23 protein-coding genes are annotated in these 23,490 nt (G+C 67.7%); 9 read left to right on the plus strand and 14 right to left on the minus strand.

The features are described 5' to 3' along the window. The first annotated feature begins 39 nt into the window (after positions 1 to 39). The 3 genes from tatC to lnt are packed head-to-tail and all read left to right on the plus strand — an operon-like array spanning position 40 to position 4,800. Positions 40 to 801 carry a twin-arginine translocase subunit TatC gene (tatC, locus tag JOE67_RS00400; protein WP_204976532.1) on the plus strand — a complete coding sequence of 254 codons (762 nt, stop codon included), beginning with the start codon at positions 40 to 42 and terminating at the stop codon, positions 799 to 801. Continuing rightward, complete coding sequence (locus JOE67_RS00405) at positions 798 to 3,269, plus strand: DEAD/DEAH box helicase (protein WP_204973611.1); 2,472 nt, start codon at positions 798 to 800, stop codon at positions 3,267 to 3,269. The genes tatC and JOE67_RS00405 overlap by 4 nt, the downstream gene beginning before the upstream one ends. Before the next feature lie 4 nt (positions 3,270 to 3,273). Further along, a complete protein-coding gene (gene lnt / locus JOE67_RS00410) occupies positions 3,274 to 4,800 on the plus strand; it encodes an apolipoprotein N-acyltransferase (RefSeq protein ID WP_239527931.1) in 1,527 nt (508 codons plus the stop codon). A 1-nt stretch (position 4,801) separates the two neighbouring features. Here lnt and JOE67_RS00415 read toward each other — a convergent pair whose 3' ends face one another. The 4 genes from JOE67_RS00415 to JOE67_RS00430 all read right to left on the minus strand — a co-directional run bounded on the left by JOE67_RS00415 (position 4,802) and on the right by JOE67_RS00430 (position 7,481). Then, the gene (locus JOE67_RS00415) at positions 4,802 to 5,185 is read right to left on the minus strand and encodes an RNA polymerase-binding protein RbpA (RefSeq protein WP_182253146.1); all 384 of its coding nucleotides are present in this window, start codon (positions 5,183 to 5,185) and stop codon (positions 4,802 to 4,804) included. A gap of 121 nt (positions 5,186 to 5,306) precedes the next feature. Then, the gene (locus tag JOE67_RS00420; protein ID WP_204973612.1) at positions 5,307 to 6,077 is read right to left on the minus strand and encodes a glycerophosphodiester phosphodiesterase family protein; all 771 of its coding nucleotides are present in this window, start codon (positions 6,075 to 6,077) and stop codon (positions 5,307 to 5,309) included. Then, positions 6,074 to 7,000 (minus strand): SPFH domain-containing protein, encoded by a 927-nt coding sequence (locus JOE67_RS00425; RefSeq protein ID WP_204973613.1) that lies wholly within the window; start codon positions 6,998 to 7,000, stop codon positions 6,074 to 6,076. The genes JOE67_RS00420 and JOE67_RS00425 overlap by 4 nt, the downstream gene beginning before the upstream one ends. Positions 7,001 to 7,007: 7 nt before the next feature. After that, the gene (locus JOE67_RS00430) at positions 7,008 to 7,481 is read right to left on the minus strand and encodes an NfeD family protein (protein WP_204973614.1); all 474 of its coding nucleotides are present in this window, start codon (positions 7,479 to 7,481) and stop codon (positions 7,008 to 7,010) included. 105 nt (positions 7,482 to 7,586) lie between these two features. On the opposite strand from JOE67_RS00430, the gene JOE67_RS00435 reads away from it, so the two are divergent. Beyond that, a complete protein-coding gene (locus tag JOE67_RS00435) occupies positions 7,587 to 8,351 on the plus strand; it encodes an SDR family oxidoreductase (protein WP_204973615.1) in 765 nt (254 codons plus the stop codon). 68 nt (positions 8,352 to 8,419) lie between these two features. Here the strand turns inward: JOE67_RS00435 and JOE67_RS00440 are convergent, their stop codons facing one another. Beyond that, positions 8,420 to 9,004, minus strand: coding sequence for an HdeD family acid-resistance protein (locus JOE67_RS00440; protein WP_204973616.1), 585 nt, complete (start codon positions 9,002 to 9,004; stop codon positions 8,420 to 8,422). A 59-nt stretch (positions 9,005 to 9,063) separates the two neighbouring features. Here JOE67_RS00440 and JOE67_RS00445 point away from each other — a divergent pair, with 59 nt between their 5' ends. Genes JOE67_RS00445 through JOE67_RS00455 form a run of 3 tightly spaced genes read left to right on the plus strand, consistent with a single transcriptional unit; the run spans position 9,064 to position 12,326 of the window. Further along, the gene (locus JOE67_RS00445; protein ID WP_338041441.1) at positions 9,064 to 9,501 is read left to right on the plus strand and encodes a helix-turn-helix transcriptional regulator; all 438 of its coding nucleotides are present in this window, start codon (positions 9,064 to 9,066) and stop codon (positions 9,499 to 9,501) included. A 10-nt stretch (positions 9,502 to 9,511) separates the two neighbouring features. Further along, positions 9,512 to 9,925 (plus strand): VOC family protein, encoded by a 414-nt coding sequence (locus tag JOE67_RS00450; RefSeq protein WP_204973618.1) that lies wholly within the window; start codon positions 9,512 to 9,514, stop codon positions 9,923 to 9,925. Positions 9,926 to 9,974: 49 nt separating this feature from the next. Next, positions 9,975 to 12,326, plus strand: a complete 2,352-nt coding sequence (locus JOE67_RS00455; protein WP_204973619.1) for an ATP-binding cassette domain-containing protein — start codon at positions 9,975 to 9,977, stop codon at positions 12,324 to 12,326. A 66-nt stretch (positions 12,327 to 12,392) separates the two neighbouring features. Here the strand turns inward: JOE67_RS00455 and JOE67_RS00460 are convergent, their stop codons facing one another. Next, positions 12,393 to 12,728, minus strand: coding sequence for a GrpB family protein (locus tag JOE67_RS00460; RefSeq protein ID WP_239527932.1), 336 nt, complete (start codon positions 12,726 to 12,728; stop codon positions 12,393 to 12,395). A 147-nt stretch (positions 12,729 to 12,875) separates the two neighbouring features. Here JOE67_RS00460 and JOE67_RS00465 point away from each other — a divergent pair, with 147 nt between their 5' ends. After that, positions 12,876 to 13,439 (plus strand): GNAT family N-acetyltransferase, encoded by a 564-nt coding sequence (locus tag JOE67_RS00465; protein WP_204973621.1) that lies wholly within the window; start codon positions 12,876 to 12,878, stop codon positions 13,437 to 13,439. On the opposite strand, the gene JOE67_RS00470 is transcribed toward JOE67_RS00465, so the two are convergent. From JOE67_RS00470 to JOE67_RS00480, 3 genes are all read right to left on the minus strand, one after another. Beyond that, positions 13,412 to 15,058, minus strand: coding sequence for a bifunctional phosphatase PAP2/diacylglycerol kinase family protein (locus JOE67_RS00470; RefSeq protein ID WP_204973622.1), 1,647 nt, complete (start codon positions 15,056 to 15,058; stop codon positions 13,412 to 13,414). The genes JOE67_RS00465 and JOE67_RS00470 overlap by 28 nt on opposite strands. 16 nt (positions 15,059 to 15,074) lie before the next feature. Then, positions 15,075 to 16,658: a serine/threonine-protein kinase gene (locus tag JOE67_RS00475; RefSeq protein ID WP_204973623.1), complete on the minus strand. Its 1,584-nt coding sequence runs from the start codon at positions 16,656 to 16,658 to the stop codon at positions 15,075 to 15,077. A 174-nt stretch (positions 16,659 to 16,832) separates the two neighbouring features. Then, the gene (locus tag JOE67_RS00480; RefSeq protein WP_204973624.1) at positions 16,833 to 17,909 is read right to left on the minus strand and encodes a DNA polymerase IV; all 1,077 of its coding nucleotides are present in this window, start codon (positions 17,907 to 17,909) and stop codon (positions 16,833 to 16,835) included. Between the two features lie 98 nt (positions 17,910 to 18,007). Here JOE67_RS00480 and JOE67_RS00485 point away from each other — a divergent pair, with 98 nt between their 5' ends. Further along, positions 18,008 to 19,312, plus strand: coding sequence for an MFS transporter (locus tag JOE67_RS00485; protein ID WP_204976537.1), 1,305 nt, complete (start codon positions 18,008 to 18,010; stop codon positions 19,310 to 19,312). Positions 19,313 to 19,333: 21 nt separating this feature from the next. On the opposite strand, the gene JOE67_RS00490 is transcribed toward JOE67_RS00485, so the two are convergent. Genes JOE67_RS00490 through JOE67_RS00510 form a run of 5 tightly spaced genes read right to left on the minus strand, consistent with a single transcriptional unit; the run spans position 19,334 to position 23,488 of the window. Continuing rightward, positions 19,334 to 20,146 carry an arginase family protein gene (locus tag JOE67_RS00490; RefSeq protein ID WP_204973625.1) on the minus strand — a complete coding sequence of 271 codons (813 nt, stop codon included), beginning with the start codon at positions 20,144 to 20,146 and terminating at the stop codon, positions 19,334 to 19,336. 54 nt (positions 20,147 to 20,200) lie between these two features. Next, entirely contained in the window at positions 20,201 to 20,944 is a 744-nt protein-coding gene (locus JOE67_RS00495) for a formylglycine-generating enzyme family protein (protein WP_204973626.1), read from the minus strand. Continuing rightward, a complete protein-coding gene (locus tag JOE67_RS00500) occupies positions 20,944 to 21,309 on the minus strand; it encodes a DUF6198 family protein (protein WP_204973627.1) in 366 nt (121 codons plus the stop codon). Before JOE67_RS00500 ends, JOE67_RS00495 begins: the two co-directional genes overlap by 1 nt. Then, complete coding sequence (locus JOE67_RS00505) at positions 21,306 to 22,085, minus strand: SGNH/GDSL hydrolase family protein (protein WP_204973628.1); 780 nt, start codon at positions 22,083 to 22,085, stop codon at positions 21,306 to 21,308. Before JOE67_RS00505 ends, JOE67_RS00500 begins: the two co-directional genes overlap by 4 nt. Before the next feature lie 50 nt (positions 22,086 to 22,135). Then, positions 22,136 to 23,488: an MFS transporter gene (locus tag JOE67_RS00510; RefSeq protein WP_204973629.1), complete on the minus strand. Its 1,353-nt coding sequence runs from the start codon at positions 23,486 to 23,488 to the stop codon at positions 22,136 to 22,138. Between the last annotated feature and the right edge of the window lie 2 nt (positions 23,489 to 23,490).

The following is a 23,490-nucleotide window of genomic DNA, read 5'->3' on the forward strand; positions in this document are numbered from 1 at the left end:
CACGCCGCGAAGGACAGCCAGCCGCGCGGTGAACGGCGGATGTCGCTGGGCGCTCATCTTCTCGAGTTCCGCAAGCGATTGATGCTGTCGGCGGCCGGCCTGCTGGTCGGCATGATCGTCGCGTTCATCGTGACCGACCCGATCATCGCGTTTATCTCAGAGCCGATCAACCGGGTGGCAGAAGAGAGCGATCAGCTTGTGGCGCTCACCTTCAGCTCGGTGACGGCGCCGTTCGATCTGCGGATGCGCATGGCGTTCTCGCTGGGGCTGTTCCTGTCGGCGCCGATCTGGATGTGGCAGATCTGGGCGTTCATCATGCCCGGGCTGACCCGCAAGGAGATCAAGTACACGCTCGGGTTCCTCGGGGCGGCGCTGCCGCTGTTCTTCGCCGGATGCTATGTGGGCACGCTCATCGTGCCTCACATCATCGAGTTGATGGCGACGTTCACCCCCGACGGGGCTCAGAACCTGTACACGGCCAAGGAGTACTACGACTTCGTCTTCAAGATGATGCTGGTGATCGGCGTGGCCTTCGTCCTGCCCGTCTTCCTGGTGGCGCTGAACTTCGCCGGCATCCTGTCGGGCCAGGCGATCCTCAAGGGGTGGCGGGTCGCTGTGCTGATCGCGACGACGTTCGCCGCGCTCGCGACGCCCGCAGCCGACGTGGTCAGCATGCTGATGCTGGCCGGCATGCTCATCGTGCTGTACTTCGCCGCTGCCGGCCTCACGCTGCTGCTCGACAAGCGCCGGCGCAAGAAGCGCGTCGCCGCCGGTCTCGAACCCGACCTGCCGACGGCATGAGCTCGCCCGCTGACCGCTACGCCGCAGCGCGCGCGGCAGCGGAGCATCCTCACACGCAGGCCTTCGCGGACCGGCAGCGCTTCGCGCTCGATCCGTTCCAGGTCGACGCGTGCTACGCACTGGAGCGGGGCCGCAGCGTGCTCGTGGCCGCCCCCACCGGTGCAGGCAAGACCATCGTCGGAGAGTTCGCGATCCATCTCGCGATGCAGACGCCGAACGACAAGGCCTTCTATACGACCCCGATGAAGGCGCTGTCGAATCAGAAGTTCCGCGAACTCGTCGACGTGTACGGCGCCGACGACGTCGGCCTGCTCACCGGTGACACGAACATCAACGGCAACGCGCGGATCGTGGTGATGACCACCGAGGTTCTGCGCAACATGCTGTACGCCGACTCGGATGCGCTGCGCGGACTGCGCTACGTCGTTATGGACGAGGTGCACTACCTTGCCGATCGCTTCCGCGGCCCCGTGTGGGAAGAGGTCATCCTGCATCTGCCCGAACATGTGCGGCTCGTCTCACTCAGCGCGACGGTGTCGAACGCGGAAGAGTTCGGCGACTGGCTCGACACCGTGCGTGGCGATACCGACGTCATCGTGTCGGAGATCCGGCCCGTGCCTCTCGAGCAGCACGTTCTGGTTCGCGATGACCTGCTGCCGCTCTTCGACGAGCGCGCAGGCATCGCCACTGCGCAGGTGAATCAGGAGCTGCTGCGCATCCGATCGTTCACCGGGTCGAGGCACGAGAGCAACCGCCGTGCGCAGGAGTACCGCAGCAATCGGCACGCGGGTCGCGAGGCACATCGCCCGCCGCGCGGCGGTAAGCGCCCGGTGCGGGCGTCGAACATGCGCCGTATCGAGCGCATGGATCGCCCCGAGGTGGTGCGACTGCTCGAGCGGGCGAATCTGCTGCCCGCCATCTTCTTCATCTTCAGTCGCGTCGGCTGCGATGCGGCTGTGCAGCAGGTGCGTCGCGCCGGCGTCCGCCTGACCTCGCAGGAGGAACGCGAGCAGATCCGGGAGATCGTCACCGATCGCACCCGTGCCCTGCAGGACGAAGATCTCGATGTGCTCGGGTTCTGGCAGTGGAGGGACGATCTCGAACGAGGCGTCGCCGCCCACCACGCCGGGATGCTTCCCGCATTCAAAGAGGTGGTCGAGGAACTCTTCCAGCGCAAGCTCGTGAAGGCCGTGTTCGCGACCGAGACGCTGGCACTCGGCATCAACATGCCTGCGCGAACGGTCGTGCTCGAGAAGATGGAGAAGTTCAACGGTGAGGCGCGGGTCGCGATCACCTCGGGGGAGTACACCCAGCTCACCGGCCGCGCCGGCCGCCGCGGCATCGACATCGAAGGTCACGCGGTCGTGCAGTGGACAGAGGGGATGGACCCCCAGGCCGTCGCGGCCCTGGCATCCCGTCGCACCTACCCGCTCAACTCGAGCTTCCGCCCGACCTACAACATGGCGGTCAACCTGATCGACAGGTTCGGTCGCGCGCGAGCACGCCAGATCCTGGAGTCGTCCTTCGCCCAGTTCCAGGCAGACCGATCTGTCGTCGGGCTCGCCCGCAAGGTGCGAGAGGCGGAGGAGTCGCTGGCAGGCTACCGCGACGCGATGAGCTGCGAACACGGCGACTTTCTCGAGTACGCCGCGATGCGGCGCGAGCTCAGCGATCTCGAGAAGAAGGACCGCCGGGATGCCGGTGGTCGCGCGGCTCGGGACAAGCGGATGAAGAAGATCCAGACGCTGCGCAATCGAATGCGGCGGCACGCCTGCCACAGCTGCCCTGACCGCGAAGCCCACGCGCGCTGGGCCGAGCGCTACTTCTCGCTCAAGCGCGACACCGACCGCATCCGACGCCAGATCGAGACCCGCACCGGCACCGTCGCCCGGATCTTCGACCGGGTCATCGATGTGCTGCAGGTCGTCGGCTACCTCGAAGGCGAAGGCGACACGCTTTCGCTGACGAGCGCAGGGGGCACGATGCGCCGCATCTACGGTGAACGCGACCTGCTGGTCGCCGAGTCACTGCGGCAGGGACTCTGGCGCAACCTGGATGCGCCGTCGCTCGCCGCCATGGCCAGCTGCCTGGTGTACGAGCCGCGGCGCGATGAGCAGAACATGGGCGAACGCGGACTGCCTCGCGGTGCGTTCCGCATCGCCTACGACGCCACGACACGGCTCTGGGCCGAGCTGGATGACCTCGAGCACGACTACTCGCTGCCGCGCACCGAGCCCCTCGCACCTGGTCTCGCCGCCGCGATGCACGCATGGGCGCGCGGCGGGTCACTCGACCGGGTGCTCATCGACGCAGACATGGCCGCCGGTGACTTCGTGCGCTGGGCGAAGCAGACGATCGACCTGCTGGACCAGCTCTCGATCGTCGCGGAGGATGCCGAGCTGGGCCGAACCGCTCGTCGCGCGCTCGAGGGTGTGCGGCGCGGCATCGTCGTCTACACCGCGGTGTGACCCGATGACCGACGTCGAGCCGATGCCTTCGGCGCGCCCGCCCCTGCCGCTGTGGGGGGCCGTGGTCGTGGCGGCGGTCGCGGGGGCGCTGATGGCTTTCGCTTTTCCCGCCGCGGCGATCTGGCCGCTGGTGTTCGTGGCGCTGGCGTTGCTGCTGCCTGCTCTGATGGGGCGGCGGATCGGCGGGGCTCTGCTGGTCGGGCTCGCGTACGGCCTGGTCTTCTTCGCCGTGCAGGTCTCGTTCACTGCGAGATATCTCGGTCCTGTTCCGTGGGTGGCGCTGACGGTGGTGGAGGGGGCGCTCACTGCGGTGGCGCTGCTTCCGATCACGCTCGCCTACCGGTGGCTTCCGCGAGCGTGGCCCCGCAGCAGAGCCATCGTGCTGCCTTTCGTCGTAGCGGGGCTCTGGACCGTGCATGAGCTCTTCCTCGGCAACTGGCCCTACGGCGGGTTTCCCTGGGCGCGGCTAGGAATGTCGCAGGCCCAGGGCCCGTTCGCGCCGGTCGCCTCGTGGCTCGGAGTGAGTGGGCTCTCCTTCCTGATGGTCGCTCTTGCCGCGCTGCTCGTAGAGGTAGTGCGGATGCGCGGCTGGCGTCGGCCCTGGTTGCTGATCGCACCGGTGCTGACGGCCCTTGTTCTCTCGCTCACGCCGTTGTTCCCGACGGCTCCGAGCGGCGACATGCGGATCGCGGCGGTGCAGGGCAATGGGAGCACCGGCTACTTCGATGAGCGAGAGCCGTACGGCGTCATGACTGCGCAGACGGACGCGACTCGAGCCATCGGCGACGGCCCTGTCGACCTTCTCGTCTGGCCCGAAGGCGGCATCGATTACGACCCCTTCCAGGATGAGACGACCGCTCGGAGACTGACCCGACTGGTGAACGAGTTCGGCGCCCCCCTGCTCGCGAACACCGCGACCGAACGCGGAGACCGGATCTTCAACACATCGTTTCTGTGGATGGAGGACGGCGACGCCACTCAGCTGCATGACAAGAGGCATCCCGTGCCATTCGGGGAGTACGTCCCCGACCGCGACTTCTACTACGCACTCGCACCGGACCTGATCGGCCTGATCGGGCGAGAGTACACGCCCGGGTCGAACCCGCCTGTCGTCCGGGTCGACGGCGTCGGCGTGGGGCTCGCCATCTGCTTCGACGTGATCTACGACGAGGTGATCCGCGAGAGCGTGACGCAGGGGGCTCAGGTGCTGGTCTTCCAGACCAACAATGCTGACTTCCGCGGTACCGACGAGAACCTGCAGCAGCTCGCATTCGCACGGATGCGCGCTGTCGAGACCGGACGCAGTGTGGTGAACGTGTCGACGGTGGGCACCAGCCAGATCATCCGGCCGGACGGCTCGACTGTCGCCTCGCTGGACGCAGATGAGGCCGGAGCGCTGCTCGAGGATGTCGAACTGCGTTCCGGCCTCACGGCTGGTGTCGTACTCGGCCCGTGGATCCAGCTGGTGATGCTGGTCGCGGCGCCGGGTGCGCTGATCATCGCCGGATTGTGGTCTCGGCGACGCGGGTGAATCAGGCGCCGATGCGCTCGCGCGTCGGGTCGTCGCCGGCGCCACGGCGGGCGCGCACATAGGCGAGGCGCTCAGCGAGGAGCTCTTCGAGCTCGTCGCGGGTGCGACGCTCGAGCAGCATGTCCCAGTGGGTGCGTGCTGCCTTCTCGTCGTTGTCCTCGATCTTGACGGGTGCACCGTCGACCTGCAGCACCGCTTCGGCGCCGCAGTGGCGGCACTCCCATGTCTGCGGTGCCTCGGCATCGGCGGCGAACATCAGGGTGGTCTCCTGGCCGCACGTGTCGCACTTGTACTCGGTGGCGCGCCGCTCCATGAAGACGACGCCCTCCTCGCTCTGAAGGCTCTGGGCACCCAGCCGGATGCCGCGAAGGCTGCGATCTGCCATTGTGTGGTCCTCTCGTCGCTGTCAGGTATAACGCTCGCGCCTGTGCGCTTCATCCACGGCGGCGAGAACGGTCGAGAACTCACAGCGGAATCCCAGGGCATCGCCCATGCTCACCGACGGATCAGGAGAAGGCACGCAGGGCCACGTCCGCGCGGTCGGTGACGACGCCATCTGCACCGGCTGCGATCAGTCGGGTCATGTCGGCGGGGTCGTTGACGGTCCAGACGTGCACCTCGACACCGTGCCGGTGGGCGGCGCGCAGCAGCGACGGAGTGAAGAGGCGGAGTCGGCCGTGGACCTCGGGGATCTGCACGGCGTCGATATCACGGAGCACCCGCGCGGGGGAGAGGCGAACAGCCGACAGCGCCCGCAGTCGTGCGATCACAGAGCGCCCGCCGGACGTGGCGGGGCGGATCTCGGCGCCGGCTCTTTCAGTGGAGGCGAGTGCCGCCAGGCGGTTGCGGTCGGAGAAGCTGGTGACCAGCACGCGGTCCGCATGAGGAGCGAGGGCAGGACCGAGCGGGCCCGCGGCCGCGGGTGTCTTGACGTCGATGTTGAACCGCACGTCGGGGAAGACGTCGAGAGCGTCTGCCACCGTGAGCAGTCCGCCATGCTCTGCGAAAAGCCTCTCGAGCTCTTTCGTGCGCACCGACGCAACCGGGCGCGGATCGCCGGTCAGCCGCGCGAGCGTATCGTCGTGGAAGAGCACGACGTCGCCGTCGGCGGTGACCTGGCAGTCGGTCTCGATGTACTCCGCTCCTGCGGCGTGCGCGGTGGCGAAGGCAGCCGCCGTGTTCTCCCACACCGACGAGTCCTCGCCGTTCGCGGAGGTCAGTCCGCGATGGGCAAGGACTCGGGGGTGAGTCGTGCCGGTGAAGAACGGGTGCGTCACGCGTCGCGCGGGGAGTCGCCAGCGGCGTCGCCGCGCGGCGTGAACGCCGAGCCGATGCCCTTGAGGGCCTCGGTGAGCTCGCTCGGGATGATCCAGAGCTTGCTCGACTCGCTCTCGCTGATCTTCGGAAGCATCTGCAGGTACTGGTAGGCGAGGAGCTTGTCGTCTGGGCGGCCCTGGTGGATCGCTCCGAAGACGTTCTGGATCGCCTCGGCCTCGCCCTGAGCGCGCAGCACGGCAGCCTGCTTCTCTCCCTCGGCCTTGAGGATCGCTGCCTGACGCTGACCTTCGGCTTCGAGGATCTGCGACTGCTTCGATCCCTCAGCCGTCAGGATCGCGGCGCGGCGATCGCGCTCGGCGCGCATCTGCTTCTCCATCGAGTCCTGGATCGAGACAGGCGGATCGATGGCCTTCAGCTCGACACGGGAGACGCGGATACCCCACTTGCCGGTCGCCTCGTCGAGGACCACCCGCAGCTGGCCATTGATGTTGTCACGGCTGGTCAGAGCCTCTTCGAGGTTCAGACCGCCGACGACGTTGCGGAGAGTGGTGGTGGTCAGCTGCTCCACGGCACCCAGATAGTTGGCGATCTCGTAGGTCGCAGCACGGGCATCCGTCACCTGGAAGTAGACGACGGTGTCGATCGAGACGACGAGGTTGTCCTCGGTGATCACCGGCTGCGGCGGGAACGACACCACCTGCTCGCGCATGTCGATGAGGGGCCGCAGCCGGTCGATGAACGGCACGAGGAGGTTCAGCCCCGGCTGCAGGGTCTTGTGGTAGCGACCCAGCCGCTCGACGACGCCCGCCGTGGCCTGCGGGATGATCCGGATCGCGCGGGCGATGGTGACGAGCACGAAGATGATGACCGCGATGGCCAGGATCCACGCGATAGCGGTCGGAATGAACGAGGAGTCGCTCATCTTGCTCCTATTCGGTGACGGGGCGGACGATGGCGGTGGCGCCGCTGATGTCGGCGACCGCGATGCGGGTGCCGGCGAGGATGGGTGCTCCATCGACGCTGCGGGCGGTCCAGATGTCGCCGTTGCTCAGCTTCACCTGGCCAGTGATCTGGGTGATGTCGAGGAGCGCGGTGCCCCGGAGCCCCATCAGCGCGTCGACATTCGACTTCGCCGGATCCTCGCCGCGGCGCAGACGGTGCAGCAGGGGAGGACGGAGGAAGAAGATGAACAGGGCGGCGGCGACCGCCGCGACGATGAGCTGGCCCCACCACGGAAGTCCGAGCAGCCCGCCGACGAGTCCGACGAGACCGCCGAAGGAGAGCATGAGGAAGGTGAAGTCGAGAGTCAGCATCTCGATCACGAGGAAGACGGCGATCAGCACCAGCCAGGCGATCCACGCCCACTGCCCGATGTCGGCCAAGAATGTCGCGAAACCGTCCATGCGCCCTCCTGTCGTCAACCTACCACGCGGACCAGGCCCGGACAGGGCGGCGTTGTAGGGTTGAGTGTCGCCATACGGGCGATCCCCGCGTATCGAGGAGCACGAATGACACAGGTCCTTCCGGCCGGATCCCTCGACGGCAAGGTGGCCCTCGTCACCGGATCGTCGCGAGGAATCGGAGCCGACACCGTCCGCTACTTCGCCGAGGCGGGCGCCGACGTCGTCATCAACTTCCGCAACAAGGCGCCGCGCGCCGAGAAGCTCGCGAACGAGCTGCGCGCCCTCGGACGCCGTGCCCTCGTGGTTGGTGCGGATCTGACCGACCCCGAGTCGGTGTCGGCGATGTTCGATCAGGTGCGTGAGGAGTTCGGCCGCCTCGATGTTCTCGTGCTGAACGCTTCCGGTGGCATGGAAGCCAACATGGGCGAGGACTACGCGCTCAAGCTCAACCGCGACGCGCAGGTGAACGTGCTGCAGACCGCTGAACCGCTGCTCGGAGACGGTGCACGCGTCGTCTTCGTGACGAGCCACCAGGCGCACTTCATCCGCACCACGCCGACCATGCCCGAGTACGAACCGGTCGCGAAGTCGAAGCGTGCCGGCGAGGACGCCCTGCGCGAACTCGTCCCTGACCTCGCCGAGAAGGGCATCGGCTTCACCGTCGTCTCGGGCGACATGATCGAGGGCACCATCACCGCCACTTTGCTGAACCGCCTGAACCCCGGTGCGATCGCCGAGCGTCGCGAGTCGGCGGGCAAGCTATACAACGTGTCGGAGTTCGCCGCTGAGGTGGCGCAGGCCGCGATCGACCCAGTGCCCTCCGACCACACGCGTCTGGTCGGAGACACGTCGGACTTCATCGCCGAGTGATCCTGCGGTGAAGAGGGAGGCGGCCCGCTCGGGGTCGCCTCCCTCTTCTCTGCTCGACGCCGGGCCGCTCAGATGTCGGCGACCGGTGCGTGCGCCGCCTGCACGCTCTTCATGGTGAGCGCCCGCACGAGCTGCACGACACCCAGCGCGACAAGGGAGATGCCGAGGATGAGCCAGAGCACGGTAGCCGCGTACAGGGGCGAGAACAGCACGGCGATGCCGGCGACGATGCCGAGCAGCGCGTAGAGCAGGGTCCACACCTTGGAGGCGTCGAGTCCCATCAGGCTCAGCGCCACCACTCCGTCGGCGATCCAGCTGACGCCGATGAAGATGGCCACGATGATCGCGAGAGTGACGGTCGCGGCGCTCAGATTCGCGAAGGCGATGACGCCGGTGACGATGTAGAGCAGTCCGAGTACGATATGGCCGGCACGGACCCAGCCGCCGCCCTTGCCGGAGAAGACCGCCAGCCCGAGATAGACCAGTCCTCCGACGATGAGGTAGCTGGCGAAGATTCCCGTGACGATGACAGCGGACTTGGCGGGCCAGATCAGCAGCACCAGGCCGGCGATGAGAGTGACGGCTCCGGAGACGCCGAGGAAGATGCGGACGGAGCGCAGGAATCCAGGCTCCGCCGTGCTGAACGATGACATGGTGTTCCTTTCGTGGGCGGACGCTACGCGCACACGCTATCGGATGCCAGGATCGTGGTGTGAGTGAAGAGGGGGATCCGCATCGACTGGCCGAGCTGGTGCGGCTGCGGCGGGTGAGAGACAGGATCGACCGCGAGTACGCGCGTCCGCTCGACGTCGAGACGCTCGCCAGGGGCGAGCACATGTCAGCGGGCCATCTCAGCAGGAGGTTCCGCCAGGTCTTCGGAGAGTCGCCGTACTCGTATCTGATGACGCGCCGCATCGAACGCGCCATGGCGCTCCTGCGCCGCGGCGACGTGAGTGTCACTGAGGTGTGCTTCGAAGTGGGGTTCTCCTCTCTCGGCACTTTCAGCACCCGGTTCAGCGAGCTGGTCGGGGTATCACCGAGCGCCTACCGGCGCGAACCGGGTCTCGGCCCCGGCATCCCGTCGTGGATCGAGAAGCAGGCGACGAGACCGATCAGGAATCGAGAAGCGCCATCCCACAGGCGTGACTAGCGTCGAGAACATGAACATCACCATCAGCGTCAGCTTCCTCCCGCACATCGATCCGGAGGCATCCCTCGGCTTCTACCGCGACGTCCTCGGCTTCGAAGTCCGCAAGGACGTCGGGTACGACGACATGCGATGGATCACGGTTGGCCCGGCCGGCCAGCCGGACACATCGATCGTGCTCACGCCGCCGGCGGTGGATCCAGGCATCAGCGACGATGAACGCCGCACCATCCTCGAGCTGATGGCCAAGGGCAGCTTCGCCGGGGTCGTCCTCACCGCCGACGACGTGGATGCCGCCTTCTCCGAGATCGAGGCCAAGGGCGCCGACGTCGTGCAGGAGCCCATCGACCAGCCCTACGGCGTGCGAGACTGCGCGTTCCGCGATCCGGCCGGTAACTTCGTCCGTATCAACCAGGCCATCGCCTGACGGGGGCGCCGTGACAGGCATCCATCGCCATCCGAATGAAGGAACCACCGTGCCACAGGACCACCCCGCCGACAGCCACGACAGCATTCGCGTCGAAGGCGCCCGCGAGAACAATCTCAAGGACGTCTCGGTCACCCTCCCGAAGCGCCGGCTGACCGTCTTCACGGGCGTCTCGGGATCGGGGAAGAGCTCGCTGGTGTTCGACACGATCGCTGCCGAGTCTCGACGCATGATCGACGAGACCTACAGCGCGTTCGTGCAGGGATTCATGCCGTCTGTTCCCCGTCCCGACGTCGACGTCCTGGAGGGGCTGACCACCGCCATCATCGTCGATCAGGAGCGCCTCGGCGCCAACCCTCGGTCGACGGTGGGCACGGTGACCGACGCGAACGCGATGCTGCGGATCCTGTTCTCGAAGTTCGGCGTACCGTACATCGGCGGTCCGACGGCGTTCTCGTTCAACATCCCCACGCAGAAGGCCAGCGGGGTGATGACCGGACCCAAGGGCGAGAAGAAGATCGTGAAGGACGTCGTCTACCTCGGCGGCATGTGCCCGCGGTGCGAGGGCAGGGGAGCGGTGTCCGACATCGATCTCGCCCAGGTCGTCGACGAGTCGAAGTCCCTCGACGAGGGCGCCATCATGGTGCCCGGCTACACGGCGGACGGCTGGATGGTGAAGGGGTTCTCGCAGTCGGGGTTCTATCCGGCCGACAAGCCGGTCTCATCGTTCACCGAGAAGCAGCGCCAGCTGTTCCTCTACGGCGAGGTGACGAAGGTCAAGATCTCGGGGATCAACATGACCTACGAGGGCCTGATCCCGAAGATCACCAAGTCGATGCTCTCGAAGGACATCGACGCTCTGCAGCCGCACATCCGCGCGTTCGTCGAGCGCGTGGCGACGTTCAAGACGTGCCCTGAATGCGATGGCACCCGTCTCACCGAGGGCGCCCGGTCATCGAAGATCGACGGCACGAGCATCGCCGACGCGTGCCGGATGCAGATCACCGACCTCGCGGCGTGGGTGCGGGGGCTTTCCGTGGCCGGCGCCGCGCCGCTGCTCGACGCGCTGCGCGCGAACCTCGACTCCTTCGTCACCCTCGGTCTCGGCTATCTCAGCCTGGAGCGACCCTCGGGCTCGCTGAGTGGGGGAGAGGCGCAGCGGATCAAGCTGCTGCGCCATCTCGGATCCTCGCTCACCGATGTGACCTATGTGTTCGACGAGCCGACGATCGGTCTGCATCCACACGACATCCAGCGCATGAACACGCTGCTGCTTCAGCTGCGCGATAAAGGCAACACGGTGCTCGTGGTCGAGCACAAGCCCGAGACGATCGCGATCGCCGATCGTGTCGTCGACCTCGGACCCGGCGCAGGCAGCGGCGGGGGAGAGGTGTGCTTCGAGGGCACGGTCGACGAGCTGACGCGCAGCGGAACGCTGACAGGGCGCCACCTGCACGACCGGGCGGCGCTCAAGACCGAGGTGCGGCCGCACGCCGGCGTGATCGAGGTCAGGGGAGCGGACGTCAACAACCTGAAGGATGTGGACGTCGACGTGCCCACAGGTGTGCTGACGGTCGTGACAGGCGTCGCCGGATCGGGCAAGAGCTCTCTCGTGCACGGCTCGATCACTCCGATGGACGGCGTGGTGGCCATCGATCAGACCGCGATCAAGGGATCTCGCCGCAGCAACCCTGCGACGTACACCGGCATGCTGGAGCCGATCCGCAAGGCGTTCGCCAAGGCGAACGGGGTGAAGCCGGCGCTATTCAGCGCGAACAGCGAGGGGGCGTGCCCGTCGTGCAAGGGATCCGGCGTGATCGTCACGGAGCTCGGCTTCATGGACACGATCGAGACGCCGTGCGAGGACTGTGGCGGCAAGCGCTTCCAGCTCGGAGTGCTCGAGTACAAGCTGGGCGGGCTGGACATCACCGAGGTGCTCGACCTGCCTGTAGCGGAGGCGCACACCTTCTTCTCTGCCGCCGAGACGAAGATCCCCGCGGTGGTCTCGGTGCTCTCGCGGATGGAGGACGTGGGTCTCGGGTACCTGACGCTCGGCCAGCCTCTGTCGACGCTGTCGGGTGGTGAGCGTCAGCGGCTCAAGCTCGCGATCCAGATGGGCGAGAAGGCCGACATCTACGTGCTCGACGAGCCCACGACCGGCCTTCATCTCGCTGACGTCGAGAACATGCTCGGTCTGCTCGATCGACTGGTCGACTCGGGAAAGACCGTCGTCGTCATCGAGCATCATCAGGCGGTGATGGCGCACGCCGACTGGATCATCGACATCGGGCCAGGTGCAGGTCACGACGGCGGTCGGGTCGTCTTCGAAGGGACTCCCGCTGAGCTCATCGCGGATGGGTCGACGTTGACCGGCCAGCACCTCGCCGAATACGTCTCATGACGGATCAGGATGCCATCGACGAGCGCATCCACCCCGCATCCGGAATAACCGATAATGCACATTATGTCAGTTCACGTCGACACCACGTGCAGGCAGGATCACGCCTTCGGAGGCATTGGTGAATATCGACTTCTCCGATACGACGTCGTCGACTCGTTCCGACCCGCGCGGGATGTCGCGATAGACGCCTGGGGAGTCAGGCCTGGAACCGATGGCGCGCTCGAAACCCAAGGATTCGAGCCTTGTGGACACGTCACTATCGGTTGGCAGCGGTGAGATCCTGACCTGAAGATCGAGGTACGGTTTGGCTGCAAGCCCGGGCATCGCCGTCGATCCGATGTGATCGTACTCAGCATCGCCAGCGCCAGGTAGACCGGCAAGACGCTCGCCGATCGCGGCCAAGAACCTCGATGCTCCGTGGCCACGAATCGTCGTACGGCTGCAACTCGGCTGGATTCGAGGTCGCCATGCTGACGACGTTACTCGGAAGTCAGGTGGTACGTCGCGAGAAGCGGATAACGGGATTACCCACCGGCCTAGAGTCGACTCATGCCTGCGTTCCCGCATCCCGACCTGACCGTCGAGCAGCTCACGCTGTCAGACCTGACCTCTGACGACGCGCCTGCGCTCGTATCGGCCTTCTCGGACCCTGAGCTGCGGCGGTGGCTGCCCCTCCCCTCCCCGTACACACTGCAGATGGGCGAGGCATGGTGCGCGGAGATCTCTGAGCAGATGAGGCGTGAGGGACGCGGTCTCGTCATCGGCATCCGCCGTGACGGCATGCTCGCCGGAAGCATCGACGCGAAGCGCGTCGACTGGCGCGCAGGCACCCTCGAACTGAGCTACTGGACCGCTCCGCTCCACCGCGGTCAGGGGCTCATGTCGGCGGCACTGCGCCGCACGACGGACTGGCTGATCGAGGGCCTCGGCTTCGAACGTGTCGAGCTGCGGATCTCCCCCGGCAATACCGGGTCGCTCGCCACCGCCCGTGCCGCAGGCTTCACCCGCGAGGGCGTGGCGCGCAACGCCGGCTTCACCGATACGGGGCGCACAGATCTCGTCATCTGGTCCCGCGTCCCGATGGACTATCCGTCCTCATCGGCGAGTCCGTAGACCTCGAGGCCACCGGGGACGATCCGCACGGTCGCCACGGCGGTGCCTCCGTCCAGCGCTGAGACCTCGCCATCGTGCGCGATGTGCACGGGTTCACCCGAGGAGGTCCTGGCCTCGATGCGCACTTCCTGCGCGGTGAACGCCTCGATCGTCGCGAGCTCGGCGCGGCCCGGCACCCGATCGAGCAGGGCGGATGCCCGCACCCCGAACGTCAATGCGACGAGGCCACGAAGGCGCGGCATGCGTCCGCGGGCATGCAGCACGCGCACGTCGAGAACACCGTCATCGAGGCGACGCCGCTGCAGGGGCACCATCGATGCAGATGAGTTCTGCCCTGCTGCGACTGCGACGGACCAGACGCGCGCGGTTCGTCCGTCCACTCGCACTGAAAGGGTGCGAGCCCACGCCAGGACCCGGATGGCGGCGATGAGCGTCGCCACAGGCTTGCCCAGCGCGCCTTCCATCTCTTCGCGCTCGGCGACGAAACCGGGATACACGCCCACCGACGCGACATTCATGACGGTCATGGGGCGACCTCCGTCGATCGCGAGCTCCGCGACGTCGACGCGTCGACCGGCGCCCGTCTTCAGCGCCTGCACCGCATCGTCCAGCGTCGCCGCACCGGCGGTACGGGCGAAGTGGTTGAACGTGCCTCCCGGGAAGATCACCAACGGCAGGTGAGCGCGCCGCGCGGCATCTGCGGTGTTCGCTACCGTGCCGTCGCCGCCCCAGACTCCGATCACGTGAGGAGGGTCATCTGAGGCGACGGCGTCACGCACCAGATGTGCGATGTCATCCCCGTCCGCGAGCAGGTGCACCTCGGCCGACGGGAGCTCCTTCGCCAGGAAAGAGGCGGGCTCCGGACGCAGCGGGTCGATACCAGAGGCGGGATTGGCGAAGATCAGAGCGCCGGCGCCGTCAGGCAGCGCAGCCAATTCGACCATCGCCCCTCGGTGCGTGGGCTCGGGTCGCGGGTGCGCCGGCACGAGCATCCGCCCGAGGACCGCGACCGCGGCGCCGAGCGCCCCTCCCCCGATGACATCCGACAGCCAGTGCGCGCCGGTATGCAGGCGAGAATATGCCACGGCCGCACCGAGCGGTGCAAGCACGGCGCCCGAGCGCCCGGACTCGAGGGCGACCCCCGTCACGAAAGCAGCCGCCGACGCGGAGTGCCCCGAAGGGAACGACCCCGATGTCGGTGTCTTCCGCAGGCGACGCGGGACCGGAACGTCCTTGAGGAGTGGCCGATCACCTCCGAACACGCGTTTCCCGACGAGGTTCGCCAGTGCGCTCCCTACGATCAGCGATCCGATGCCTCGCACCGCGCCCCGGCGCGGCGCTCCGCCCATCAGGTACAGCAGCGTCCCGATCTGGAACCAGAGGCGGCTGCGATCCGCACGATGCGAGAGCCGCGCGAGAGCGCCGTCGAGTTCTGGCAGATGCCGGTGGCCGTTGATCCGCTGCGCCGCGCGTGAGTCGAGCCGCCGCACCCAGCGAGGCAGCAGACGGACCCGGCGCAGAGCGACGGACGGGCGCGTGAGCGACGCCACTCCCCTCTTGAGAAGAGAGGTGCGATGGGATGCGACCTGCCGGTCGCCTTCGGTGCCGAAGTTCCTCATGAGAACGACTCCCCCCTCACCCGGCGGGCGGCGGCGACTGCGAGGGCGTCGACCCCGAGTCACCATCCGGTGTCGGCTTGGTGCCGGGTGACGGCTCGGCTTCCTCCAGCTGCTGATCCCCCGTATCCTCCGCGGCCTCCTCAGCATCCTCGGCCGCTTCCTCGGCATCCTTCTGAGCTTTCTCTACGGCCTTCCGCTGCTCTTCGGATGCTTTCTCGGCTTCCTTCTCAGCTTTGCGATCCTTCTCCGAGTTCTTGTCGTCCGATGTGTTCCCGACGACACCGGAGTCTCGTGTCTCGTCCGGCGCTTCGGGCGTCGGGGTCGCAATCTCCGATGGCCCGGTGTCGGCCGGGTTCGTCGCAGCGGGTTCGGGTACGGCATTCCCGGCCATCCACGCCCCGGCGAGTACCGCGGCGCCCGCGGCCACGGCCGCGACCGCCCCGACGAATCCCAGCCGACGGCGCGTCGTCGAGCGGTCGGGCTCGCCATCCGGCGCTGAGCGGGCGAGAACGCGAGTCGGAGTAGGCTCCGCGGGCAAGGATGCCGCGCCCATCGGCATATCAGACGTCGCTGCTGACGACGGGGATGGAGTCGCGCCGGTCGACGCAAGGGCCCCCGCACCCGTCGAGGTCGTCATCGCGGCAGTCACAGCGTCGGTCGGAGCGGCCATCGCATCCGCAGCCGACGAGCGCGCCACCGCCGCTGCTGCGGCGGCTGCCGCCGCAGCAGCCGGAATCACCGGACGGGGCGGCCGAGCGGAAGCCGTGGTGAGCTCGGATGCTGCGGTGAACACCTCCGACGCTGTGGGCCGCTCCCCCGGGTCTGACGCCGTCATGGCCGTCAGCAGGTTCGACCACGCCGACCCGAGGTCGGCGGGCACCACAGGAGCAGTGTCGAGTCTCGCCAGCGCGGCGCCGATCCCCTCTGCCTGCGGGAACGGCCGAGTCCCGGTGAGGGCCTCCAGCATCATCAAGCCGAGCGAGTAGATGTCGGCCGGCGCGGCAGGCATCGCGCCCTGCAGCTGCTCGGGGGCGATGTACGCGGCGGTGCCGATCACGATCCCCGGTGTGGTGAGCCGCGCGGCGTCGACGATGGCGGAGATGCCGAAGTCGGCGAGCTTCGCGCCCGATCGACTCGTCGGAAACGGCGCCCGCGACAGCAGCACATTGGACGGCTTGATGTCGCGATGCACGATTCCGGCGCTGTGCACGACGTGCAGAGCTTCAGCGAGGTCGGCTGTGAGTGCCGCGACGTCTCCGGGCGCGAGCGGGCCATCGGCAATGCGCTCGGCGAGCGTGGGGCCGTCCACGTACTCCATCACCAGGTACTCGGGACGTCCCGGCACCAGATGGGCGTCGTACAGCGTGACGAGTGCCGGGTGGTTCAGAGAGGCGAGCGCGGTCATCTCACCGCGCGCACGCCCTGCCGAGGCCTCGTTCCCCTCGAGTTCGCTGCGAAGCATCTTGAGCGCTACGACGCGTCCGAGAATCGTGTCGTCGGCGCGGTACACCTGCGCCATCCCGCCGCGGCCGACGCATTCGAGGATCCGGTAGCGCCCATCGATCAGCTCAGCGTTCGTCAACGAGTCATCGGCGGTCATCGAGTCCTCCTGTCGCCTGGTCGGGTGCGCAGCGACGATATGCCACTGTAGGTGCCCGAGACCCGACCAGCCGATGGGCTTGACAGCGCTCGACTCCCCTTGGCATCCGGATCGCTCGGCAGGAGGCCGTTGCCGACGGGCGAGTAGAGATCTTCGATGCGGCGGACGACGAGGTCACATCCTTCCGCGGATCGGTGTTCGTTCCACCGCATCCTCGTCCCCCGGCATCGTCATCTCCGCGCGCACGCCCAGCAGACGCACTTCCCGCTCAGCCTCCACCGTGGCGGCGAGCTCCAGAGCTGCCGCGACGAACTCCGCGCGATCAGAGGTGGGCGTCGCCAGCTTGCGGCCGAAGGTCCGCGTGTCGAACGGCGCGTAGCGCACCTTCAGGTGCACCCGCTGTATCGGGCGGTCTTCCGCTGCGCAGTCGTCGTACGCGCGCACAGCCAGATCACGGACAGCGTCGGCCACCTGCTCCGCCGTCGTGAGATTCTGCTGGTACGTCGTCTCGCGGCTGTGGCTGCGTGCCACCCACGGCGTGTCATCGACTACCGCCGGGCCGCGGCCGTATCCGAGATCGCGATACCAGACGCCCATCTTCGGGCCGAACTCCGCGACGAGCTCCCCCTGATCGGCGTCGGCCAGCTCACGCACCGTCTGGACGCCGTGAGCCGCCAGCCGCTTCTGCACGCGAGACCCGACGCCCCACAGGTCGCGCGTCGACCGCTCCCCCATGACATCGAACCAGTTCTGCTCGGTGAGCCGGAAGACTCCCCGCGGCTTGCCGAACCCCGTCGCGATCTTCGCCCGGATCCTGTTGTCTCCGATCCCGATCGAGCAGTGCAGGGCCGTGGAGGCGAGCACCGCCGCCTGTGCTCGATGGGCAACCGCCTCGGGGTCCTCGGTGGAGACGCCGAGGAAGCACTCGTCCCAGCCGAGCACCTCAAGAGTGACTTCGGGCAGAGCGCGCAGGGTCGCCATGACCTCGGCCGATGCCTGCTCATAGGCAGCGTGGTCCACCGGCAGGAAGACAGCATCGGCAGGAGCCTTGCGCGCCGCGACCTTCAACGGCATCCCGGAGCCGATCCCTAACTGACGCGCCTCGTACGAGGCCGTGGCGACCACCGCCCGTTCAGCCGGGTCACCGTTGCCTCCGACGATGACTGCCTTTCCTGCGAGTTCGGGGTTCCGGAGCACCTCGACCGCAGCGATGAACTGATCCATGTCGACATGCAGCACCCAGGGAGTCATGGTCCGAGTCTGCGCCGCCAGACGCCTCGTGTCACGCGGTCTGTGCGAACCCCGAGCGGCGTTAGCCTTGACGGGTGAGTGCCACTCCCCTCCCCCGTATGACACCTGGTTGGCGCGGATGGCTTGTGTGGGGTGTGGCGGTCGCCGCCTACGTTCTCGCGATCACCAACCGCAGCTCGCTCAGCGCCGTCGGCGTCGATGCCGCCGAGCGCTTCCAGGCTGACGCCGCGACCCTCTCGCTCTTCGCCGTCGTGCAGCTCGCAGTATACGGCGGCCTTCAGATCCCCATCGGGGTGCTGCTCGACAGGTACGGGTCGCGCCCGATCATGGTGGTCGGCATGCTGCTGATGGCACTCGGTCAGTTCGTCATGGCGGTCTCTCCCAGCATCGGCATCGCCCTCATCGCCCGCGTGCTGCTCGGGGCCGGCGATGCGGCGATCTTCCCGGCCGTGCTGCGGCTGGTCGCAACATGGTTCCCCGCTCAGCGCGGACCCGTCATGGGCCAGTTCACCGGACTCATCGGCCAGACCGGCCAGCTGGTCGCCCTGATGCCTCTCGCCGCTCTGCTGCACTCGACCAGCTGGTCGATCACCTTCGGCAGCATCGCTGGTCTCGGACTGCTCTTCGCCATCCTCGTCTGGATGCTCGTGCGCAACCATCCGCCGGAACGCAGCGCCGACGTGACGGTGAACACGGAGACTGGACTGGTCCAGGTGATCACCTCCGCGATCGACACAGGAGTCGGAATCCGCGCGGCGTGGGCGCACCCCGGAACCCGCCTGGCGTTCTGGTCGCACTTCACGACCCCCTTCGCCAGCACGGCGTTCCTGCTTCTGTGGGGCATGCCCTTCCTCACCGCAGGGCAGGGGCTGTCGCCGGCCCAAGCCGCAGGCATCCTGTCGGTGAACGTGCTGGTCAGCATGGCACTCAGCCCCATTCTCGGCACTCTGTCGCGACGCATTCCCACCCGACGCTCTCTCGCCCTCGTGCTGCCGAGCGTCGCAGTCCAGGTCATCGCATGGAGCGCCGTGATCCTCTGGCCAGGTCCTGCGCCGATCTGGCTGCTGGTGGTGCTCGTGGTCTGTCTGGCTGCCGGCGGTCCGGCGTCGATGATCGCGTTCGACCATGCGCGCACCCACAATCCTGCCCACCGTCTCAGCACCGCCACGGGCGTGACGAACTCCGGCGGCTTCCTGGCCGCGCTGGTCGCGATCTTCTTCATCGGCTTCACCCTCGACCTTCAGGGCGCTGGTACGCCGGACACGTACGCGCTCGACGCCTTCCGCTGGGCGTTCGCTACGCAGATCCCGCTGTGGCTGATCGGGGCGTCGTTCATCGTCCGCGAACGCAAGAACACTCGGATTCGCATGGGGCTCGACCCCGAGCGCACGCGGCGCCGCTGACTTCTCAGCCAGCAGCGGGACTCAGAGACGCAGCGCCTGAAACGTCCCGAGGATCAGCTCGAGACTGAGGTGAGACGGGATGTCATCGTCCCCGGCTTCGAACTCAGCGAGCTCGACGCCCGTCACCTGGCCTGGTGCGAGCGCTGCGAAGATCGCTGCCACGTGATGAGGCAGCAGACCCTCGCCGACGCGATAGGCGGCGGGGATGTAGCCGGGCTCGAGCACATCCCAGTCGACGTGGATCCACACGTCGCGCCCGTCGACGAGCTCGGCGACCCTCTCCGGTGTGCTCTCCCGCGGGCTGAGAACGGTCACCCGATGCTCGTCCAGCAGCTTCCGCTCGGCAGGGTCGATGTCGCGGCCGCCGACGATGACCACCTGCGCGGGGTTCAGCCCGGCGCCGTGCCCGCTGTCCCAGAGACCGCATGCCGCTGCGACGACCATGCCACCGAGATATCCCGACTCCGTCGTCTGCGGGGTGTTGAAGTCGCCGTGCGCGTCGATCCAGAGCACGACGGCGTCCGGGAAGCGCTCCGCGACCGCAGGCAGGGTGCCGATGCTCGCACCGCACGTGTTGGTGGTCAGCACGGGAACTGCTCCGCTGTCGAAAGCCCGCTTCACCGCGTCGCGCAGGCCGTGCAGCGTGTCGGTGGCGGCCGGAAGGCACTCCGACCAGTCGTCCGTGCGCGCCGGCGAAGGATCCCCGATGATGCGGGGCTCGAGCCCGAGCATCCGGCCGATCGCCTGGCCCGTCGCGAGTGCGCCCGGAAGCGCGCCGGCGGTGCGGTCGCCCACGCGTCCTTGCGAGACGATGAGCTCGATCGGCCTGTTCATACGCATTTCTCCTGAGTGCTCGAGGTTGGTGGGGTGCGGCGAATGCGCCGCGGATCAGCGTCGGGGTGTCCAGCCCAGCGGCCGTGCTCCGCCGCGTCCGCCCTGCTCGACGTCGGCCTGCGCTGACCATCCCTGGGCGGCATCCTCGCCGTCGAAGGCACCCCGCGCGAGTCTCATGCCCACATCGTCATGGTGCATCCGCGGTCCACCGCCCCGACGCACGGACGCGCGCACGCTCCAGGTGTCGTCGGCGAAGCCGCCGCCGCGGAAGACACGGTAGTCGTCGTACCGCTCCGGATCGAGGAAGTCCCAGCACCACTCCCAGACGTTGCCGAGCGTGTCGAAGAGTCCGTTGAGATTCGGCAGCTTCATGCCGACGTCCCGCGGGGACCCGACTCCGTCGAGCGATGTCCATGCGATCTCGCCGAGGGGGCCGTACTGCGGCCCGATCGACCCGGCGCGGCAGGCGTACTCCCACTCCGCCTCTGTCGGCAGACGGTAGCCGTCGCTGTCGACGTGCCAGGTGATCTCCTCCCCGTCGAACGAGTAGGCAGGATCGAGCCCCTCCCACTCCGACGCGGCATTGCAGAACCGGATGGCGCGGTACCAGCTCAGGTCGCGGGCCGGCCGGCGGGGATGCTGAGCAGCGATGCCCAGCACTTCGGCGAACTGGCCCTCGGTCACCGCGAAGACGCCGATCTCGAACGGCTCGAGCTCGACCGTCCGGTGCTCGCCCCGGCGTGCGTCGTGCAGGACGACGGTTCCGGCCGGCAGCTTTCGCATCTCCCAGAGATCCATCAGCGGTCCACGGGGAGGCGTCGGGTGCGTGGAGCGGGTTCGTGCCCCACCGGTACCGAGAAGATGCGCAGGAAGAGCTGGCAGAGAGGACCCACGAGCAGAGCGCACAGCACGGTGCCTGCACCGACGGTGCCGCCGTTGACGATCGTGCCCATTCCCGGCTTCTGCCGGATGGAGATCCACAGCAGCAGCACGATGGCGCTGACAATCGTAGTGACGACGCCGAACGAGAGGGGCACATGCCTGGTGATGCCCTGGGTCAGCACATCCCACGGCGCCGCGCCCAGGGCACTGCGCACGAGGAAGGCGATCCCGATGCCGTTGAGGAACACCCCGACGAGCAGTTGGGCGATGCGCCGCGTCATCCTTCTGCCGCGGGGTCCGCTCGCTGGGGCGACCGCTCGACCCAGGTCGCATACTTGGCCTCGCGCCCGTCGCCAGACGAGGTGCGTGTCACCCTGCGCTTGACCCAGGGGCCGACGAACTGACGGTAGTACGCGAGACCGACCGGTCCTTCCGGGTGATCGGTGGTCGGCGACCACCACTCCTCCGGTGGTTCGACGCCGACGGCCTGCAGCACGCGTGCAGCCACGCGGTGATGCCCGTTCGAGTTCATGTGCAGCCGGTCGTGTGACCAGTAGCGCGGACGCGAGAGTTCGGCATCGGGCCAGTTCAGCGCTCGGATGACATCCGGGCGATCCTCGATCCGGCGCAGCACCGCTGCTGACAGCAGATCGCCCCGCCGCTGGAACACCGGTCCCATCGGCAGCTGACCGCTGGGATTGGCGCCCGACAGCACGATCAGGGTGACGCCCTCCTCATCGCAGCGGCGCAGCACACGTGAGAAGGCGTCGGCGATGTGCTCGATGTCGGCATTGGGGCGCAGGATGTCGTTGCCACCGCCGTTGAACGACAGATGGGTCGGCCGCAGCGCCAGGGCCGGTTCCAGCTGCTCTTCTACGATGGGCCAGATCAAGCGCCCGCGGATCGCCAGATTCGCGTACTGCACCGTGTCACCGATGGCATCCGCCCACCCCTGCGCCGCGAGATCGGCCCAGCCGCGCACGCTCCCGTCGAGCAGCTCATCGCCTACTCCCTCGGTGAAGGAGTCTCCGATCGCCACGAACCGCACAGTCGCCATGCTCTCAGCCTATTGCGGCGCCGAGCGCGCTGAGGCCGGGGTGACGCCGATCAGCGCTCGTCGAGAGCCCTTCCGCGCAGATCCACCAGGCCCCACGCGGCGACGGTCGCGACGATGAAGAATCCGGCGAAGACGGAGAATGCCAGCGGGGCACCTCCCGAGGCGAGCATGACGGGTACGAGCAGCGGTGCGAGGATCGAGGCGATACGGCCGACGCCCGCAGCCCAGCCGGAGCCCGTCGCGCGCAGCGATGTCGGATACAGCTCTGGCGTGACCGCGTAGAGAGCGCCCCACGCCCCGAGGTTGAAGAACGACAGCGCCATGCCGGTCGCGATGATCGCCTGCTCACTGCCCGCGGTGCCGAACAGTACGGCCGAGATGGCGGAGCCTGCGAGGAACACCGACAGCGTTGCCCGTCTGCCCCACACCTCGATCAGCCAGGCCGCCACCGCATATCCGGGCAGCTGCGCAAACGTAATGAGGAGCGTGAACCCGAAGGACCGAACCAGGTCATAGCCGGCCTGCATGAGGATGCTCGGGATCCAGATGAAGGCTCCGTAGTACGCGAAGTTGACGCAGAACCAGACCAGCCAGATGCACATCGTTCGCACCCGGAACTCGGACGACCACAGCGCGCTCATCCGCTGGGCGGCGTTCTCCGCCACCGCCCGAGGAGCGGGGATCTGGCGCGCCGGTGGGGTGCGCCGCAGGTCTGCTGCGGTCTCGAAGGTCGAGACGATGCGCTCCGCTTCAGCGATACGGCCACGGGAGGCCAGCCAGCGCGGCGATTCCGGCATCCCCCACCGCACGACCAGCGCGTAGACGGCGGGGATGGCGCCGAGGGCGAAGGCCCAGCGCCACCCATCTTCGGATGCCGGGATCACGAAGTATCCGATGAGAGCCGACGCCGTCCACCCGACGGCCCAGAAGGCCTCGAGGATGACGATCAGCCGTCCGCGGATCGCCGCGGGGGCGAACTCGCTGACATAGGTGGAGGCGACGGGCAGCTCGGCTCCGAGGCCCAGACCGACGAAGAAGCGCAGGACGAGCAGCATCGCCACCCCGCCGACCAGCGCACTGGCACCGGTCGCGAGGCCGTAGATCAGCAGGGTGAGGGCGAAGACCTGCCGACGCCCGAGACGATCGGCGAGCAGGCCGCCCACACTGGCGCCGATGGCCATTCCGACGAAACCGATCGATGCGATCCACCCCGTCTCGACGGGCGACAGCTGCCACTGCTGAGCGAGCACGGCGATGATGAACGAGATGAGCCCGACGTCCATGGCGTCGAGAGCCCAACCAAGGCCCGATCCGGTGAGCACCCGCAGATGCGGTCGGCCGAAGGGCAGGGCGTCGAGTCGCGAAGCGATGGATGCACGGCTCGGAAGCTCGGTGTGCGGCATCC

The sequence above is a fragment of the Microbacterium esteraromaticum genome, from assembly GCF_016907315.1.
GTDB lineage: Bacteria > Actinomycetota > Actinomycetes > Actinomycetales > Microbacteriaceae > Microbacterium > Microbacterium esteraromaticum.